General features: G+C 69.9%; 17 protein-coding genes. 9 read left to right on the top strand and 8 right to left on the bottom strand.

The features are described from left to right. Window positions 1-63 precede the first annotated feature (63 nt). From BST11_RS13465 to BST11_RS27150, 4 genes are all read left to right on the top strand, one after another. Window positions 64-1,161, top strand: a complete 1,098-nt coding sequence (locus BST11_RS13465; RefSeq protein WP_211284710.1) for a PirG — start codon at window positions 64-66, stop codon at window positions 1,159-1,161. A 167-nt stretch (window positions 1,162-1,328) separates the two neighbouring features. Continuing rightward, window positions 1,329-2,981, top strand: coding sequence for an LGFP repeat-containing protein (locus BST11_RS13460; protein WP_211284709.1), 1,653 nt, complete (start codon window positions 1,329-1,331; stop codon window positions 2,979-2,981). Window positions 2,982-3,079: 98 nt separating this feature from the next. Beyond that, window positions 3,080-3,925, top strand: a complete 846-nt coding sequence (locus BST11_RS29285; RefSeq protein ID WP_142276338.1) for a PE domain-containing protein — start codon at window positions 3,080-3,082, stop codon at window positions 3,923-3,925. Beyond that, window positions 3,844-4,707, top strand: coding sequence for a hypothetical protein (locus BST11_RS27150; protein ID WP_158086790.1), 864 nt, complete (start codon window positions 3,844-3,846; stop codon window positions 4,705-4,707). Before BST11_RS29285 ends, BST11_RS27150 begins: the two co-directional genes overlap by 82 nt. Here the strand turns inward: BST11_RS27150 and BST11_RS13450 are convergent. Genes BST11_RS13450 through BST11_RS13435 form a run of 4 tightly spaced genes read right to left on the bottom strand, consistent with a single transcriptional unit; the run spans window position 4,691 to window position 7,901 of the window. After that, window positions 4,691-5,527, bottom strand: a complete 837-nt coding sequence (locus tag BST11_RS13450) for a Cof-type HAD-IIB family hydrolase (RefSeq protein WP_083138453.1) — start codon at window positions 5,525-5,527, stop codon at window positions 4,691-4,693. The genes BST11_RS27150 and BST11_RS13450 overlap by 17 nt on opposite strands. Window positions 5,528-5,559: 32 nt before the next feature. Continuing rightward, window positions 5,560-6,345, bottom strand: coding sequence for a lysophospholipid acyltransferase family protein (locus tag BST11_RS13445; protein WP_083138452.1), 786 nt, complete (start codon window positions 6,343-6,345; stop codon window positions 5,560-5,562). A 14-nt stretch (window positions 6,346-6,359) separates the two neighbouring features. Beyond that, window positions 6,360-7,127 (bottom strand): lysophospholipid acyltransferase family protein, encoded by a 768-nt coding sequence (locus BST11_RS13440; protein WP_083138451.1) that lies wholly within the window; start codon window positions 7,125-7,127, stop codon window positions 6,360-6,362. 3 nt (window positions 7,128-7,130) lie between these two features. Beyond that, a complete protein-coding gene (locus tag BST11_RS13435; protein WP_083138450.1) occupies window positions 7,131-7,901 on the bottom strand; it encodes a lysophospholipid acyltransferase family protein in 771 nt (256 codons plus the stop codon). A gap of 145 nt (window positions 7,902-8,046) precedes the next feature. Between BST11_RS13435 and BST11_RS13430 the strand changes: the two genes are divergently transcribed. Further along, window positions 8,047-9,597, top strand: a complete 1,551-nt coding sequence (locus BST11_RS13430; protein WP_083138449.1) for an MBL fold metallo-hydrolase — start codon at window positions 8,047-8,049, stop codon at window positions 9,595-9,597. Continuing rightward, window positions 9,594-9,926 (top strand): hypothetical protein, encoded by a 333-nt coding sequence (locus tag BST11_RS13425; RefSeq protein ID WP_083138448.1) that lies wholly within the window; start codon window positions 9,594-9,596, stop codon window positions 9,924-9,926. Before BST11_RS13430 ends, BST11_RS13425 begins: the two co-directional genes overlap by 4 nt. Here the strand turns inward: BST11_RS13425 and BST11_RS13420 are convergent. After that, window positions 9,923-11,512 (bottom strand): phytoene desaturase family protein, encoded by a 1,590-nt coding sequence (locus tag BST11_RS13420; protein WP_083138447.1) that lies wholly within the window; start codon window positions 11,510-11,512, stop codon window positions 9,923-9,925. The two genes, BST11_RS13425 and BST11_RS13420, sit on opposite strands and share 4 nt — an antisense overlap. 46 nt (window positions 11,513-11,558) lie before the next feature. Continuing rightward, on the bottom strand, window positions 11,559-12,194 hold the full coding sequence (locus BST11_RS13415; protein WP_083138446.1) for a TetR/AcrR family transcriptional regulator: 636 nt from the start codon (window positions 12,192-12,194) through the stop codon (window positions 11,559-11,561). Between the two features lie 70 nt (window positions 12,195-12,264). Between BST11_RS13415 and BST11_RS13410 the strand changes: the two genes are divergently transcribed. Continuing rightward, window positions 12,265-12,756, top strand: a complete 492-nt coding sequence (locus tag BST11_RS13410; protein ID WP_083138445.1) for a DUF2834 domain-containing protein — start codon at window positions 12,265-12,267, stop codon at window positions 12,754-12,756. On the opposite strand, the gene BST11_RS13405 is transcribed toward BST11_RS13410, so the two are convergent. Next, complete coding sequence (locus BST11_RS13405; RefSeq protein ID WP_083138444.1) at window positions 12,753-13,319, bottom strand: class I SAM-dependent methyltransferase; 567 nt, start codon at window positions 13,317-13,319, stop codon at window positions 12,753-12,755. The two genes, BST11_RS13410 and BST11_RS13405, sit on opposite strands and share 4 nt — an antisense overlap. 56 nt (window positions 13,320-13,375) lie before the next feature. Between BST11_RS13405 and BST11_RS13400 the strand changes: the two genes are divergently transcribed. Then, a complete protein-coding gene (locus BST11_RS13400; protein ID WP_083138443.1) occupies window positions 13,376-14,173 on the top strand; it encodes an AraC family transcriptional regulator in 798 nt (265 codons plus the stop codon). Here the strand turns inward: BST11_RS13400 and serS are convergent. Beyond that, window positions 14,112-15,371 carry a serine--tRNA ligase gene (serS, locus tag BST11_RS13395; RefSeq protein ID WP_083138442.1) on the bottom strand — a complete coding sequence of 420 codons (1,260 nt, stop codon included), beginning with the start codon at window positions 15,369-15,371 and terminating at the stop codon, window positions 14,112-14,114. The two genes, BST11_RS13400 and serS, sit on opposite strands and share 62 nt — an antisense overlap. A gap of 110 nt (window positions 15,372-15,481) precedes the next feature. Between serS and BST11_RS13390 the strand changes: the two genes are divergently transcribed. Further along, window positions 15,482-16,806: septum formation family protein (locus tag BST11_RS13390; RefSeq protein ID WP_083138441.1), on the top strand; the 1,325-nt coding region annotated here is incomplete at its 3' end.

Raw genomic sequence — 16,806 nt, 5'->3', positions numbered from 1 at the left:
GACGGCCAGGGCACGCCGACACAAGAAGCAGTGCAATTAGTTGCCCAGATTGAGGAGACTTCCGTGCCGAACCGACGCCGACGCAAGCTTTCGACAGCCATGAGCGCGGTCGCCGCCGTGGCAGTGGCGAGTCCTTGCGCATACTTCCTCGTTTACGAGTCGACCGCCGACGGCAAGCCGGCCGAGCACCACGAGTTCAAGCAGGCCGCGGTCATGTCCGACCTGCCCGGCGAGCTGATGGGCGCCCTGTCGCAGGGCCTGTCGCAGTTCGGGATCAACCTGCCGCCCGTGCCCGCCCTGAGCGGCACCGGCACCGGCGCCGCGACGACGGGCCTGGGCAGCCCCGGCCTGACCAGCCCCGGCCTGACCAGCCCTGGCCTGACGAGCCCTGGCCTGACCAGTCCCGGCCTGACCAGTCCCGGCTTGACCAGCCCGGGCCTGACGAGCCCGGCCCTGGCGAACCCCGGGCTGCCGCCGACGACGCCGGGCGTCACCACGCCGGGCGCGGCGACGGTCCCCACGATGCCCACAGTGCCGGGCGCCGGCCTCAACCCGGCGCTGGCCAACCCCGCGCTGACCAGCCCGGCGGGCCTCACCCCGGGCATCGGCAGCCCCACGCTGTCGCCCAGCGAGGTGCCGATCGACTCGATGACCGGCCTGGACCCCGGGGTCGGGGGCACTTACCCGATCCTCGGTGACCCCTCGACGCTGGGCGGCGGTTCGCCGATCGCGTCCGGCGGTACCGGGGGCGGGTCCGGCGGTGGCGGCGGGCTGGTCAACGACTTGATGCAAGCCGCCAACCAGCTGGGCGCCAGCCAGGCCATCGACCTGCTCAAGGGGCTGGTGATGCCGGCCATCACGCAGGGCATCCAGCAGGGCGCCGCGGGTGGCGCACCGGGTGCCGCGTTGCCGGCCGCCGCCGCGAACGCGCTGCCGGGTGCCGCGGCCGCCGCGCCGGGTGCCGCGTTGCCGGCCGCCGCCGGCGCCGCAAACGCGCTGCCGGGGGCCGCGGCCGCCGCGCCGGGTGCCGCCGCCGCCTTGCCGGGTGCCGCCGCGGGTGCGCTTCCGGCCGCCGCGGGCGCCCTGCCGGGTGCTGCCGCCGCCGCGCCGGGCGCCACCGGGGCGCTGACCGGCGCCGCCGCACCGGCCCTGCCCCACTGACGGCTGACTAGCGGCCCCTAAGGCCGCGGAACCGGGAGGAACCTGTCCCCCGACGGCACCGCAGAGCGCCCCTCTGCGGTGCCGTCGAACAGGCTTTCGGGCAGTTTTCGCACCCGCACCTCGTGTCGCCTCAGTAATAACAGCAGAAACACACGTAACATCGGCTGGTGTCGTCCCGTAGCCGCGCGCCAACGATGCTGCTCACCGCCGTCGCGGCGACGGTCCTCATCGTTTCGTGGGTCGGCGACGCCGCGCGCGACCGCGGGGCCCCCGAGCCGGCGCGGGCCCACGACACCCAGCTCGCCGAGCAACCGTTGGTCGGGCTCGGTGGCGGGGTCACGGTTCGCGAGCTCAGCCAGGACACCCCGTTTTCGTTGGTCGCGCTGACCGGCGACCTCGCCGGCACGTCCACCCGGGTCCGCGCTAAGCGCCCCGACGGATCGTGGGGGCCCTGGTACCAGACCGAGTACGAAACCGCCGCCCCCGACGCCGGACCCACGGGAGGCGCAGGAGCCGGCGAACCCAGCGAGGGCCCGCGCAGCACCGATCCGGTATTCGTCGGCACTACCCGGACGGTTCAGATCGCGGTCACCCGGCCGATCGACGCCCCGGCGACCAGGGGGCCACTGCCGCCCGCGACCGACAACGCGTTGGGGTACAGGCCGGTGTCGAAGGAACAGCCCTACGCGCAGAACATCTCCGCGATCCTCATCTCGCCGCCGCAGGCGCCGGCCAGGACCCACTGGACCCCGCCGTCCGGGGTCATGATGCCCGGCCAGCCGCCCAGCATCATCAGCCGGGCGGAGTGGGGCGCCGACGAGGCGCTGCGATGCGGTAGCCCGCAGTACGACAACGGGATTCGCGCCGCGGTCGTCCACCACACCGCGGGCAGCAACGACTACTCCCCGCTGGAATCGGCCGGCATCGTCAAGGCGATCTACACCTACCACAGCAAGACGCTGGGCTGGTGCGACATCGCCTACAACGCGCTGGTCGACAAGTACGGCCAGGTGTTCGAGGGCAGCGCGGGGGGCCTGACCAAGGCCGTCGAGGCGTTTCACACCGGCGGGTTCAACCGCAACACCTGGGGCGTGGCGATGATCGGCAATTTCGACGACGTGCCGCCCACGCCGATCCAGCTGCGGACGGTGGGCCGGCTGCTGGGCTGGCGGCTGGGCATGGACAGCGTGGACCCCAAGGGCGCGGTGACGCTGGAATCGGCGGGCAGCCACTACACGACCTTCCCGGCCGGCGCCGTCGCGAACCTGCCCACCATCTTCACCCACCGCGACGTCGGAAACACCGACTGCCCCGGCAATGCAGCCTACGCGCTGATGGACGAGATCCGCGATATCGCATCGCATTTCAACGACCCGCCCGAGGAGCTGATCAACGCGCTGAAGGGCGGGGCGATCTACGAGCACTGGCTGGCGATCGGCGGCATGAGCAGCGTCCTGGGCGCGCCGACCTCCCCGGAAGACGACGCGGCGGGTGGCGCCCGCTTCGCCACGTTCGCCAAGGGCGCGATGTACTGGTCACCCGAGATCGGCGCGCAGCCGGTGACCGGCGCCATCTACGACGCCTGGGCCTCGCTGAGCTATGAACGGGGCCCCCTCGGGTTGCCGACCAGCGCGGAAATACAAGAGCCCCTGCGAATTACGCAGAACTTCCAACACGGCACGCTGAACTTCGAGCGACTGACCGGAAACCTCACCGAGGTCGTCGACGGGATCACGACGCCACTGTCGACGCAGCCGCCGAGCGGCCCGGAGGTGCCGCCCGAACACTTCTCGCTGCCATCCCACCCGAACGCGACCTAAGAGTTGGCGCATTCCGGACCGGATGTGCGCCGCGTCACATACTCTCGAATCACCCTGCGCGGCACGGTTCGCGGGGAGCGAGTCGAGGGGAGGCAGCGGTGTCGTTCGTGGTCACGGAACCGGAGCTGGTGACGGTCGCGGCCGAGAATTTGGCGGGCATCCGTTCGAGCCTGGGCGAGGCGACCGCCGCGGCGGCGGCACCCACGACCGGGGTCGCGGCCGCGGCCGCCGACGAGGTGTCCGCGGCGATCTCGCAGCTGTTCGGCACCTACGGCCGCGAATTCCAGGCCGCCGCCGCCCGGGCGGCGGCGTTCCATGACGAGTTCGTGAGCCTGTTGAACGGTGGTGCGGCGGCCTACCTCGGCACCGAGATCGCCAACGCCCAGCAGGGCCTGCTGAACGCCGTCACCGCTCCGGCCCGGACGCTGGGGCAGATGTCGGGCCAGATCGCGACCGGCAGCGCCGCCTCGCTGCTGACACCCAACGCGGCCGCCGCGTTCGTTCCCGGCGGCGCGTATGGGCAACTGATCGCCAATACGTCGGCGAACCTGCAGTCCCTGTTCGGCGCGTGGCGCGCCGACCCCTTCCCCATCCTGCGCCAGGTCCTGGTCAACCAGCTGGGTTACTGGCAGCAGATCGCCGCCGCACTGACCACGACGATCGAGAACTTCCCCGCCGTGGTGGCCAACCTGCCCGCGGCCATTCAGGCCGGCATCCAGCAGCTCCTGAACTTCCCGGCGGCCTATTCATCCAGCAGTTCGTCGCCACGCAGATCGGCTTCACCCAGGAGTTCTTCACCAACCTGCACGCCGCGACCACCGGCATCGTCGCCGGCCTGCCCACTTTTGCGGACGGGCTGCAGGTGGCCTGGCAGGCCGTCCGGGCGGGCAACTACTTCGGCGCGGTCCAGGACGTGGCGCAGGCCTTCGCGAATCTATTGGTGACGGGGGTGAATCCCGGGACCCCGGCGATCAGTTTGGTGAACCTCGACATTCCCAATGTCACTGCCACCTTTGCTGCCACGGTCAATCCCACCCTGCTGGGCCCGCTGGGGAATCTGTTCGCCCTCGGGAACATTCCGGGCCAGGAGGCGCAGTACCTCACCAACCTGATGCCGCCCTCGATCCTGAGGCAGATGTCCCAGAACCTCACCAACGCGCTCAACGTGCTGACGGTCCCCAGCATTTCGGCGACCGCGCTCTTGGTTGTGCCTTTCCTGGGTCCCCAGTTGACCACCGGATCGCTCAGCGCCTACTTCGGGTTGCCGCTGGTCATAACCTACGCGCTGGCGGGCGCGCCGCTTGCGACGCTGGAGGGCCTCGCCACCTCCGCGACGGCGATTCAGCAGGCGCTGCTGGCCGGCAACCCCGTGGGGGCACTCGGTGCGCTCGTGGACGCGCCGGCCGTCGTCGCCAATGGCTTCCTCAATGGCGAGACCGTCGTGGACATGACGATCCCGGTGTCAGGGAGTGTCCCGCTGAACCCACCCCCTCCTCCCCCTTTTCCTTCTTCCATCGTCGTTGCCGCGCAGATCGTTCTGCACCTGCCGTTCGACGGCATTCTCGTTCCGCCCCACTCCCTTACGGGGACGGTGAATGTCACCAGCCCCGTCATGGCTGGCCCCTTCCCCGTGACCATCTTCGGCACGCCGTTCATGGGGCTCGGCCCGCTGTTCGTCAACTACATACCCCAGCAGATCGCGGCGGCGATCACCCCGACCGGGTAGCGGCCTCGTGCCACCAGCGTTCCAGCACCCGGCCCACCCCGTCGTCGGTGTTGGGCGCGGTGACCTCGTCGGCGGCGGCCAGCACTTCGGGATGCGCGTTGCCCATCGCCACGCCGTGGCCCGCCCACCGCAGCATCGGTAGGTCGTTGGGCATGTCGCCGAACGCGATCACCTCGTCGGCGGTGATCCCCCGGGGTTTGGCGATCTCCTCCACGCCGCTGGCCTTGCTGATCCCCAGCGGCACGATCTCCACCAACCCGTTGTCGGTGGAGTAGGTGATATCGCCTTGAATGCCAACATGTTTGGCGAGTTCGGCCGCCATGTCCGCGCTGCGGGCACCGGCCTTGCGGATCAGCAGCTTGATCGCCGGCGCGCTGAGCAGGTCCTCGATCGACACCTCGGTGTTGTCCGGGTTGAGCCACGCGTGCTCGTAGCCCGGCGAGCTGATGAACTGCGGCGTGGCCGTGTCGTGGGCGCGCTCACCGATCCGCTCGACGGCCAGCCCGGCGCCCGGGATGGCCCGGCTCGCCAGCTCGGCCAGCTCGGCCAGGGTGTCGACGGCCAGCGTCCGCGCCGACAGCACCCGGTCGGTCGCGGGGTCGTACAGGACGGCGCCGTTGGCGCACACCGTCGTCGGCGCGAAGCCCAGCGCATCCACGACGGGCCGTATCCAGCGCGGCGGGCGACCGGTCGCCACGACGAACTGCGTCCCGGCCGCCACCGCGGCGCGCACGGCGTCGCGGGTGCGCGGGGAGATGGTTTCGCTTTCATCGAGCAACGTGCCGTCGACGTCGCACGCGATCAGCGCCGGCTTCGTCACGAGGTCGACGAGAGGGTCCGTCTTTGCCACTCTCAGTGCAATCCGCTTTGGGATTGCCCCGGCCGGGTCACGCCGTCGGTCCCGTACCTCTTCATGCGCTCCTGCAGTTCGGCCAACCGGATGGCGCGGGAATCGTCCTGGTTCGGGGCGCCACCACCGAGGCGCCGCGGCACCCAGAACTCGCCGCCGGGATGGGGATACTCCTCCTGCACCCGATACAGCAACGTGTTCATCGCCTGGCGCAGCGCCGTGTTGAGTTGCTCGGCGGTGCCCTCCGGCCGCAGCGGCCGTCCCACGGCCACCGTGATCGGAACCTTGTTGCGGAACACCTTCTTCGGGTGATCCTTGGGCCAGATCCGGTGGGCGCCCCATACGATCACCGGGATCAGCGGGACCTGCGCCGCCAGCGCCATGCGCGCGGCCCCGGTCTTGAATTCCCTCAGCTCGTAGCTGCGGCTGATCGTGGCCTCGGGATGCATCCCGATGAGCTCGCCCTCGCGCAGGCGCCGCACGGCCACCTCGAATGCGTCATGTCCCGAGCGGCGGTCCACCGGAATGAGCCTGGCATGCTTGATCACGTAGTCGACCGCCTTCACGTCGGCCATCTCGGCCTTGATCATGAAGTACATCCGGCGGCCCCGCTCCCTGACGGCGAACAACGACGGGAGCCAGTCGAGGTAGCTGGTGTGGTTCTGGGCGAGCAGGGCGCCGCCCTGCGTCGGGATGTTCTCCAGGCCGTGAAACGTGAACTTCGTCCCCTGCATGGCCACGAGCGGCGGAACGACCCACTCGCACAACCGGTAGAACGGCTCTGCCATGTCGCTGTCCTCCCCTATCGCGGCCGGGGCGGGGTACGGTTGGCGGCCCTGCCCGCCGATCGGGCCGCGGCCTCGTCGGCCTCGATCTGGGCCGCCTCGGCCATCGTCGGGGCGCCGCCGCCGAGCCGGCGGGGGACCCAGTAGGCGCCGGCCGGGTGCGGATACCCGTCCTGCGCCTGGTGCAGCAACGCCGTCATCGATGCGCGCAGGGCGTCGGTGGTGGACGCGATGTCGTTGCCGGCGCGCAACGGCGCGCCCACCGCGACGGTGATCGGCATCTTGCTGCGGCCGAGGTGCCGGGGGTGGTCCTTGGTCCAGATGCGCTGCGCGCCCCAGACGATCACCGGGACGATCGGCACCTCCGCATCCGTGGCCATCCGGGCCGCACCCGTCTTGAATTCCTTGAGCTCGAAGCTGCGGCTGATGGTGGCCTCCGGATACACGCCCACCAGCTCACCCTCGCGCAGCCGGCGCACGGCGACGGCGTACGCGTCGGCCCCGGCGCCGCGGTCCACCGGAATGGTGCGGGTCCGCTTGATCAGGAAATTCACCACCTTCACCTGCTGCATCTCGGCCTTGATCATGAATCTAAGCCGACGGTGCCGACGGTGCACGGCCAACGCCGCAGGCAGGAAGTCGACGTAGCTGGTGTGGTTGATCGCGATCACGGCCCCGCCGCGGTCGGGGATGTTCTCCTCGCCGGTGTAGGTGATGCGGGTGCGTGTGGCCAAGACGACAAGCCGGGCCAGGATCTCAAGAGTGCGAAAGGTGGGCTCCGCCATCGGCTACTGCTCCGGCGCCCCGGCGGCCTTGGCGCGGTGGGCCGCCCGGGCGGCGGCCTCCTCGGCATCCAGGCGCGCCGCCTCTGCTAACGACGGCGCGCCGCCGCCGAGCCGACGCGGCACCCAGAACTCCCCGGCCGGATGGGGCCCGTACCGCTCCTGTGCCCGCTCCAGCAGATGCTGCATCCGCGAATGCAGCAGCGCCCGCAATTCGTCGACGGCCAGCGTGGGTTGGATGGGTTCGCCCACCAGCACCACGACCGGCACCTTGGGGCGCACCAGCTTCTTGGGGTGGCCCTTGGTCCAGATCCGCTGCGCGCCCCAGACAATATGAGGAACGATCGGCACCCCGGCCTCGACCGCCATCCGCGCGGCCCCCGATTTGAACTCCTTGATTTCGAAGCTGCGGCTGATCGTCGCCTCCGGGTAAACCCCGACGAGCTCGCCGTCCTTGAGATTTCTGACGGCGGCCTCGTAGGACGAGGCGCCGTCGCCGCGATCCACGGGGATATGCCGCAGGCTGCGCATGATCGGCCCGGTGATCTTGTGGTCGAAGACCTCCCGTTTGGCCATGAACCGCACCTTGCGCCCGAGGCCCTGCTTGTAGGCGGGCAGGCCCGCGAAGGTGAAGTCCAGGTAGCCGGTGTGGTTGATCGCGATGACCGCGCCGCCGCTTTTCGGCAGGTGCTCGACGCCCTCGACGGCGATATTGAGACCCTGGACGCGCCAGATCAACCGGGCAAGCCGTATGACAGTCCCGTATACCGGTTCCACAGGCCTTAGCCTAGTGCCACCGACCAGGGGCCGCCCGACCCGGAAATCGGCGGCCGCCGCCGGCCGCACGCTAAGCTCGGGGGCTGACACCCCGTCAACCGTCTGCCCCCGAAAAGCGTCCCCGGAAAGGCCCCGGAAAGGCATTGTGCAGGTCACGAGCGTAGGCCACGCCGGATTCCTGATTCAGACCCACGCGGGCAGCGTCCTGTGTGACCCCTGGGTCAATCCCGCCTACTTCGGGTCCTGGTTCCCCTTCCCGGACAACAGCGCCCTGGACTGGGACCGCCTGGGCGACTGCGACTACCTCTACGTCTCGCACCTCCATCGCGACCACTTCGACGCGAAGAACCTGCGCGAGCACGTCAACAAGGACGCGGTGGTGCTGCTGCCCGACTTCCCGGTGCCCGACCTGCGAAACGAGTTGCAAAAGCTGGGGTTTCACCGGTTCGTCGAGACCACCGACTCGACCAAACACCGGATCGGCGGACCCAAGGGCGAACTCGACATCATGATCATCGCGCTGCGGGCCCCGGCCGACGGCCCGATCGGCGACTCGGCCCTGGTCGTTTCCGACGGCACGACAACGGTTTTCAACATGAACGACGCCCGGCCGGTGGACCTGGACGTGCTGGGCGCCGAATTCGGCCGCGTCGACGTGCACCTGCTGCAGTACTCCGGCGCGATCTGGTACCCGATGGTCTACGACATGCCGGCCCGCGCCAAGGAATCGTTCGGCACCCAGAAGCGGCAGCGGCAGATGGACCGCGCCCGCCAGTACATCGCCCAGGTGGGCGCCACCTGGGTCGTGCCGTCGGCGGGGCCACCGTGCTTTTTGGACCCCGAGTTGCGCCACCTCAACGACGACCGCGGGGATCCGGCCAACATCTTCCCCGACCAGATGGTCTTCCTGGAGCAGATGCGCGCGCACGGCCACGACGGCGGCCTGCTGATGGTGCCCGGGTCGACCGCGGACTTCGCCGGCGCGACCCTGAATTCGCTTCGCCATCCCTTGCCGGCCGACGAAGTCGAGGCCATCTTCACCACCGGCAAGTCGGCCTACATCGCCGACTACGCCGAGCGGATGGCCCCCGTGCTGGCCGCGGAGCGCGCGAGCTGGGCCCCCGCCACCGGCGAGCCGCTGCTTGACCGACTGCGCGCGTTGTTCGAGCCGGTCATGTCGCAAAGCGACGAGGTCTGCGACGGCATCGGCTACCCGGTCGAGCTCGTCATCGGACCCGAGACCGTGATCCTGGACTTCCCGAAACGGACCGTGCGCGAACGGATTCCCGACGAGCGGGTGCGCTACGGCTTCGCCATCGCGCCGGAGCTGGTGCGCACCGTGCTGCGCGACAGCGAACCCGACTGGGTGAACACCATCTTCTTGTCGACCCGCTTCCGCGCCTGGCGCGTCGGCGGCTACAACGAATACCTGTACACCTTCTTCAAGTGCCTGACCGACGAACGGATCGCCTACGCCGACGGGTGGTTCGCCGAGACCCACGACGACTCCGCGTCGGTCACGCTGGACGGCTGGGAGATTCAGCGCCGCTGCCCCCACCTCAAGGCCGACCTGTCGAAATTCGGTGTGGTGGAAGGCAACACCTTGACCTGCAACCTGCACGGCTGGCAGTGGCGGCTCGATGACGGGCGCTGCCTGACCGCGCGCGGACACCAACTGCGGAGCTCGAAGAAATGAACGCGAACTACGATGACGGGCTGGTCCAGCTGGACCGCGCGGCGATCACGTTGCGCCGCTACCACTTTCCATCCGGCACCTCGAAGATCATCGCGCTGGACACGATCCGCGGGTACAGGGCCGAGCCGCTGGGCACCTTCGTCCACCGGTTTCGCATCTGGGGCAGCTCCGACTTCCGCCGCTGGCTGCCCCTGGACGTGCAACGGCCGTTCAAGTCGACGTTGATCACCCTCGACGTGCCGGGAGCCTGGCCCAGCCCCGCGTTCACGCCGGCGCGCCCCGACGAGTTCACCGCGCTGCTGGACGAACTGCTGGGCGATCGCGGCTAGCGACCCAGGTCGGCCAGCGCCGCGCGACCGGCGTTGTAGCCCGGGATGAAGGTGATCCCCGGACCGCCGTGGCAGCCGGCGCTGCCCAGGTACAGCCCCTCGATCGGAATCGGCTGTCCGAGGAAGCCTTTCGGGCCGGGGCGGTTGGGCCCGATCTGGTTCGCGTTGAGCAGACCGTGGCAGTAGTCACCACCGGGCGCGCCGAACATCACCCCCATGTGCCGGGGCGTGAACGTGGTGTGCCGGATGATGCTGGCCTCGAAATTCGGGGCGAGCCGGGTGATCTTGTCGATCACCCGCTGGCCCATCTCGACCTTCGCCTGGCCATAGCCGCCCGGGCCCGAGTCCATGCCCCCCTCGATCGGGAACCACAGCGCGAACGCCGACGCGGCGTGCTTGCCCGGGGGCGCCAGGTCCGGGTCGTTTTGCGACGGGATCTGCAGCACCACCGTCGGGTCGGCCGGAACGATCCCGCGCCGGCAGTCCTCCCACTGCTGCTGGACTTCCTCCGGCGTGCAGAAGATGCCGATCGATGCCTGCATGGCCGGCTCGTTGAGCGCCTCGTAGGGCGGCGCGAACCGCGGCGCCTCGTCCAGCGCAAAATGCATCTGCAGGTAGCTGCCGCGGTGGTCGATGCGCGCGTAGCGCTCGCGGATGTCGGCCGGCAGCGCGGCGGGATCGATCATCTCGTTCAGCGTGACGTCGGGCGCGACGCCGGAGACGACGACCGGCGCGCCGAGCGTCTCGCCCGCCTCGGTGCGCACCCCGGTCACCCGGCCCCTGGAACCGGAATGGTCGACCAGGATTTCGGTCACCTTGCTGCGCAGCCGCACCTCGCCGCCGTGGCTTTCCAGAAGCTCACACAGGTGGGAGGTGAGCGCGCCGATGCCGCCGCGCAGCTTCTTCATCTGCATGGTGTCCCCGTCGGGGACGCCCAGCCCGAAGGCGAGCGCCGCCGCGCTGCCCGGGGTGGCCGGCCCGCGATAGAGGGTGTTGACGGCCAGCACGGTCATCGAGCCGCGCAGCGCGGCGTGCTTCTCGCGGTCGGGAAGGTAGCGGTCCAGCACGTCGGTGACCGAGCCGAACAGCATGTCGTCGATCGCCGAGCGCTCGAATTCGTTGGTGGCACAGGCATACATCTCGTCCAGGGTCTTGGGCGGCATGCCGGCCTCGAACCGACCCAGGGCCCGCGTCGGCGCCTGGCTCCAGGCCATCAGCCCCGCCATCCCGTTGACGGCGTCGGCCCCGTGCACCTCGTTGAGGTGGGTGAACAACCTGACCGGGTCGCTGTATTGCACCAGCGGGTCGTCGCCGACGCCGCGCAGCGCGACCGACATCACCTCCAGGTCGATCGTGGGCAGGGTGTCCAGGCCCAGCGCCTCGACGACCACGGACGAGGTGGGGAACTGCACCGAGCCGGCGATCTCGAAGCGGTACCCGTCGAAAAGCTCCACCGTGGAGGCCATCCCGCCGGCGTACAGCTTGGCGTCCAGGCACGCGGTCCGCAGTCCGGCCTTCTGCAGCAGCACCGCCGCGGCCAGCCCGTTGTGCCCGGCGCCGATGACTATCGCGTCATAGTGAGACATCTGACCTCCCGACCTGCAGGCTGACACGCGGCCCAAGTTTTGTCAATTATGACGAAAGTTGCCCCGCGGCCCAGGCGGCCCAGGTGTCAGTGATGCCCGCGCGGAGCGATTCGAGCGCCGTGTGCGACATCCGCGCGAGCTCGCCGAGCGAGCGGTCTTCGCCGACCATCCAGGCCTCCATCGCGCCGAAGACCGCGGCCGCGATGCAGCGCGCCGTCACCGTCATCCGCAGTCGGGCGTCGGGGGTGAGCTCCTTGGCGCAGCTACGCTTGTGCAGTTGCGTGTCGATGGCGTCGGCGAAGTCGGCCTGGACGTCCCTGATGTGCCGGACGATGCGACCCTGGTCGAGGTCGCCGCCGCGCAGCGCGGCGATTTTCGTAACCGCCTCAACGTCATAGGGAAACGCGAAGATGGCCGCCTGAACGGAGTCGATCACCGGTTCGTCGTCGGGTCTCGCGTCCAGCGCGGCGCGGAACCAGTTGAGGCCGGTGTAGTCGGCAAACAACAGGTCGTGCTTCGAGCCGAAGTGGCGGTAGAAGGTGCGCAGCGACACCCCGGCGTCCGCGGCGATCTGCTCGGCCGAGGTGTCCTCGACGCCTTGGGCCAAAAATCGCACCACGGCGGCCTGGCGCAGCGCCTCCCGAGTGCGTTCGCTGCGCGCCGTCTGCGCCCGCCGGGCCATGGCAGTAAGGTACCTCAAGTTTCGTTGTGTCAATATTGACAAAACTCGCGGGCGAGGTGAGACTGCGCCCATGGTCTCGCTTCTCGTGCACGCGGTTCTCGGGCTCTCGGTCATCGGCTGGATCGTGGCCTCCAACTCGACGGTGTTCTCCCGGCCGGCCGGCGGGCCGTTGTTCTCGCCGCTGGAATGTGTGTACTACGTCGTCGGCATCGCGTCGGTCGTGCTGGGCTGGTGGTTCAACATCCATTTCGTCCAGCAGTACGCGCAGGGCTCGACGAACCCCATCTGGGGCCCCGGCAGCTGGTCCGACTACATCCGGCTGATGTTCACCAATCCGGCCGCGAGCTCCGCCAGCCAGGACTACACGATCGCGAACGTGATCCTGCTGCCGCTGTTTACCATCGTCGACGGCTATCGCCGGGGCCTGCGGCGCCCGTGGCTGTACTTCGTGTCCAGCCTGTTCACCAGCTTCGCCTTCGCGTTCGCCTTCTACTTCGCGACCATGGAGCGCCAGCGCCGGCACGAACGGTCCGCCGCCGCGCGCACGCCCGTCGACGCCTAGGCCTTCGTCGCGCGCCACCGCTGCCGGGCGCCCGACACGTCGACGCGGACGTCGGCGAACCCGGCGCCCCGCAGCCGCGCGGGCAGGTCTTCGGGCGCGACGGGGTTGTAGGTGTCGGCGATGTGGATGAGCCGGAAGGACAGGGACGGCACGCCGTCGCTGCCGGCAAAGACGCCGCCGGGCCGCAACACCCGGAGCGCCTCGCCGAACAGCCGGTCCTGCGTTCGCGCGTCGGGGACGTGATGCAGCATCGTGAAGCACACCACCGAGCTGAAGTGGTCGCCGGGCAGGCCCGTGCCGGTGCCGTCGCCGTGGATGATGTGGGCTCGATCGCCGTAGCGGCGTTCGAGGCGGTCGGCCATCGCGCGATCGACCTCGACGGCGGTCAGCGACTCGGCCCTGTCCAGCAGCGCGCGCGTCGTCGCACCGTAGCCGGGGCCGATTTCCAGTGTGCGAGGGCCCAATTCCACCTCGCCGAGCACCCAGGGAAGCAGCCGATCGGCAACCGTCTTTTCCCAGTCCGCCGAGCTGCACCGCCATCGGTGCAGAAGATTCATCGCCATAAGAGACAACGCTATCCCCGCACGCGGCGTGCGGGCTTCCGATATTCTGCCGTGATATGTCCGAAATCAGCCAGACCGGCCTGGTGACCTCGGCGCAGACGCTGCCGCCGGGGGCGCGCATCGAACGCCACCGCCACCCACAGCACCAGATCGTGTATCCGTCCTCGGGGGCGGTGTCGGTCACGACGCCCGCGGGAACCTGGATCACGCCCGCCAACCGGGCCATCTGGATACCGGCGGGGCACTGGCACGAGCACAAGTTCCATGGCCACACCCAATTCCACGGCGTCGCAATGGATCCCGGCCGCTACCGGCGCGTCCCGAAGGCGCCGGCCGTGCTGGCCGTCAATGCGCTGATGCGCGAGCTCATCATCGCCTGCTCACGAGCCGACGCAACCGACACCCCCGAGCACCACCGGATGCTGGCCGTGCTGCACGACCAACTGCGGGCAACGAGCCTTCGCGAGCCGCTGTGGATTCCGACCCCGGTCGATCGCCGGCTGCGGAAGGCGTGCGCGTTGATCGCCGACGACCTGCGCGCCCCGCTGACGTTGCAGCAGGTCGGCAGCCGGATCGGCGTCGGCGAGCGCACCCTGAGCCGGCTATTCCGCGACGAGCTGGCGATGACTTTCCCCCAATGGCGCACGCAGCTGCGCCTGCAACATGCGCTGGTGCTGCTCGCCGAGCGTCACGACATCACTTACGTTGCGTCCCAATGTGGTTGGGCCACGCCGAGCGCCTTCATCGGCACCTACCGGCGCGCCTTCGGGCATACCCCCGGCCGGGCCGCGGTCAGCTCGCCGGCTCGAGCACCTCGGTCCCGACGAACGGAACCAGCGCGCCCGGCACCCTGACGCTGCCGTCCGGCTGCTGATGGTTCTCCAGGATCGCAACCAGCCAGCGGGTGGTGCCCAGCGTGCCGTTGAGCGTGGCCGCGGTCTGCGGCTTGCCGTTGTCGTCGCGGTAGCGCGTCGCCAACCGGCGCGCCTGAAAGGTGGTGCAGTTCGACGTCGAGGTCAGCTCGCGGTAGGTCCCCTGCGTGGGAACCCATGCCTCGCAATCGAATTTGCGCGCGGCCGACGAGCCGAGGTCACCCGCGGCCACGTCGATCACCCGGTACGGCACCTCGATGCGGGCCAGCATCTCTCGCTGCCAGCCCAGCAGCCTTTGATGTTCGGCCTCGGCGTCGGCCGGCACGCAGTAGACGAACCCCTCCACCTTGTCGAACTGGTGCACCCGGATGATGCCGCGCGTGTCCTTGCCGTGGCTGCCGGCCTCGCGGCGGAAACACGACGACCAGCCCGCGTAGCGCAGCGGGCCGCCGGACAGGTCCAGGATCTCCCCGGCGTGGTAGCCGGCCAGCGGCACCTCGGACGTCCCGACCAGGTACAGGTCGTCGGCCTCCAGCCGGTACACCTCCTCGGCGTGCGCGCCCAGGAACCCGGTGCCGGCCATCACCTCCGGGCGCACCAGGACCGGCGGGATCATCGGGATGAAGCCGTTGTCGACGGCCGTGCGCAGGGCCAGTTGCAGCAGGCCCAGCTGCAGCAGCGCGCCCCGGCCGGTGAGGAAATAGAACCGCGAGCCCGAGACCTTGGCGCCGCGCTGCATGTCGATGAGACCCAGCGACTCGCCGAGTTCCAAGTGATCCCTTGGGTTTTCGATCGCCGACGGCTCACCGAACACGTCGAGGACCCGGTAGTCGTCCTCCCCGCCGGCGGGCACGCCGTCGATGATGACGTTCGAGATCGCCAGGTGCGCCGCGGTGAACGCGGCTTCGGCGTCGGCCTGGGCGGTCTCGGCGGCCTTCACCCGCTCCGCGAGGTCCTTGGCGCGCTGCAACAGCGCCGGGCGTTCCTCGGCCGACGCCGCGCCCACCCTCTTGCTGGCGGCCTTCTGCTCGGCGCGCAGGTCGTCGGCGGCCGAGATCGCCGCGCGGCGCTCGGAGTCGGCGGCCAGCAGGGCGTCCACCAGTGCGGGGTCTTCCCCGCGGCTGGCTTGCGAACGGCGCACGGCATCGGGGTCTTCCCGGAGCAGCTTCAGGTCGATCACGGCCCCGACACTACTTTTGCCGTACCGCAGAGCCGCCAGAGCACCCCGTCGGCCGCCCCAGTAATTATCATCAGCCACTTTCGTCACGCCACTCAGTGGCTCCTGTCAGAATGGAACGGATGTCGCAAGCGCCCGAAAAGGAAGTTTCGGATGCCCCGGGGGTGGCCGAAGTGGATGCCGCCGCCGGGTCTCCCGACGCCGCCGCGCAACGGCCGCCGGGCGGGTTCCGGTGGCCGCGCGGGTTGCAGGCGACCGCGACCAGGCGGGCGCTGTTGCTCACCGCGCTCGGCGGCCTGTTGATCGCCGGGGTGGCCACCGCCATCCCGGTGGGCACCGGGCCGGGGCGGCTGGCCGGCTATATCAACCCGGTGCCGAGCACCGGAGCCAAGAGCGACGCCGCATTCAACCGGGCCAAGAGCGGCGATTGCCTGATGTGGCCGGACGCCACCCCGGAGTCGGCCGGCATCGTCAACTGCACCGAGGACCACAAGTTCGAGGTGGCCGAATCGGTGGACATGCGGACCTTCCCGGGCTCGGAGTACGGGCCCGACGCCGCGCCCCCGTCGCCGGCCCGGATCCAGCAGATGACCCAAGAGCAGTGCGAACCCGCCGTCCACAACTACCTGGGGCCCAAGTTCGATCCCAACAGCAAGTTCATGGTCAGCCTGCTGTGGGCCGGTGACCGCGCCTGGCGCCAGTCCGGCGACCGCCGCATGCTGTGTGGCCTGCAGTTGCCGGGCCCGAACAACCAGCAGGAGATCTTCAAAGGCAAGGTCGCCGACGTCGACCAGTCCAAGGTCTGGCCGGCCGGCACCTGCCTGGGCATCGACTCGGCGACCAACCAGCCGATCGATGTCCCCGTCGACTGCGCCGCGCCGCACGCGATGGAGGTCACCGGCCGGGTCAACCTGGCCGAGAAGTTCCCCGACACCCTGCCCGCCGAGCCCGACCAGGACGGGTTCATCAAGGACTCGTGCACGAAGATGACGGACGCCTACCTCGCGCCCACCAAGCTCCGCACCACCACGCTCACGCTGATCTACCCCACCGTGTCGCTGCAGAGTTGGGCGGCCGGCAGCCGATCGGTCGCCTGCAGCATCGGCGCAACGCTGGGCAACGGGGGCTGGGCCACGCTGGTCAACAGCGCCAAGGGTCAACTGCTGATCAATGGCCAGCCGCCGGTCGCCCCACCCGACATCCCCGAGGAGCGGCTCGCGATGCCGCCGATCCCGGTCCAGGCGCCCAGCCAGCCGACCAGCACCGTTCCGGACGCCATACCGCCCAACAATCAGCACCTGCCGCAGCAGCCGGTGGTGACCCCGCCGCGCGCGCCGGCCTCGCCGGCCCCACAGCAGGGGCCGGGCACCCAAGGGCCGCAGGACGTCCCGCCCCCGGCCGACGCCGGGGCGCCGCCGCCACCCCCGGCGCCGGAGGC

Source organism: Mycobacterium alsense (assembly GCF_002086635.1).
Lineage (GTDB): Bacteria > Actinomycetota > Actinomycetes > Mycobacteriales > Mycobacteriaceae > Mycobacterium > Mycobacterium alsense.
This window is presented reverse-complemented; position numbering and strand designations above follow the sequence as displayed.

Bases quoted from the DNA above. Each gene is read 5' to 3' on its own strand.
- BST11_RS13445 (WP_083138452.1), bottom strand. From the start codon at position 6,345: ATGGCAGAGCCGTTCTACCGGTTGTGCGAGTGGGTCGTTCCGCCGCTC.
- BST11_RS13440 (WP_083138451.1), bottom strand. From the start codon at position 7,127: ATGGCGGAGCCCACCTTTCGCACTCTTGAGATCCTGGCCCGGCTTGTC.
- BST11_RS13425 (WP_083138448.1), top strand. From the start codon at position 9,594: ATGAACGCGAACTACGATGACGGGCTGGTCCAGCTGGACCGCGCGGCG.
- BST11_RS13420 (WP_083138447.1), bottom strand. From the start codon at position 11,512: ATGTCTCACTATGACGCGATAGTCATCGGCGCCGGGCACAACGGGCTG.
- BST11_RS13415 (WP_083138446.1), bottom strand. From the start codon at position 12,194: ATGGCCCGGCGGGCGCAGACGGCGCGCAGCGAACGCACTCGGGAGGCG.
- BST11_RS13410 (WP_083138445.1), top strand. From the start codon at position 12,265: ATGGTCTCGCTTCTCGTGCACGCGGTTCTCGGGCTCTCGGTCATCGGC.
- BST11_RS13405 (WP_083138444.1), bottom strand. From the start codon at position 13,319: ATGGCGATGAATCTTCTGCACCGATGGCGGTGCAGCTCGGCGGACTGG.
- BST11_RS13400 (WP_083138443.1), top strand. From the start codon at position 13,376: ATGTCCGAAATCAGCCAGACCGGCCTGGTGACCTCGGCGCAGACGCTG.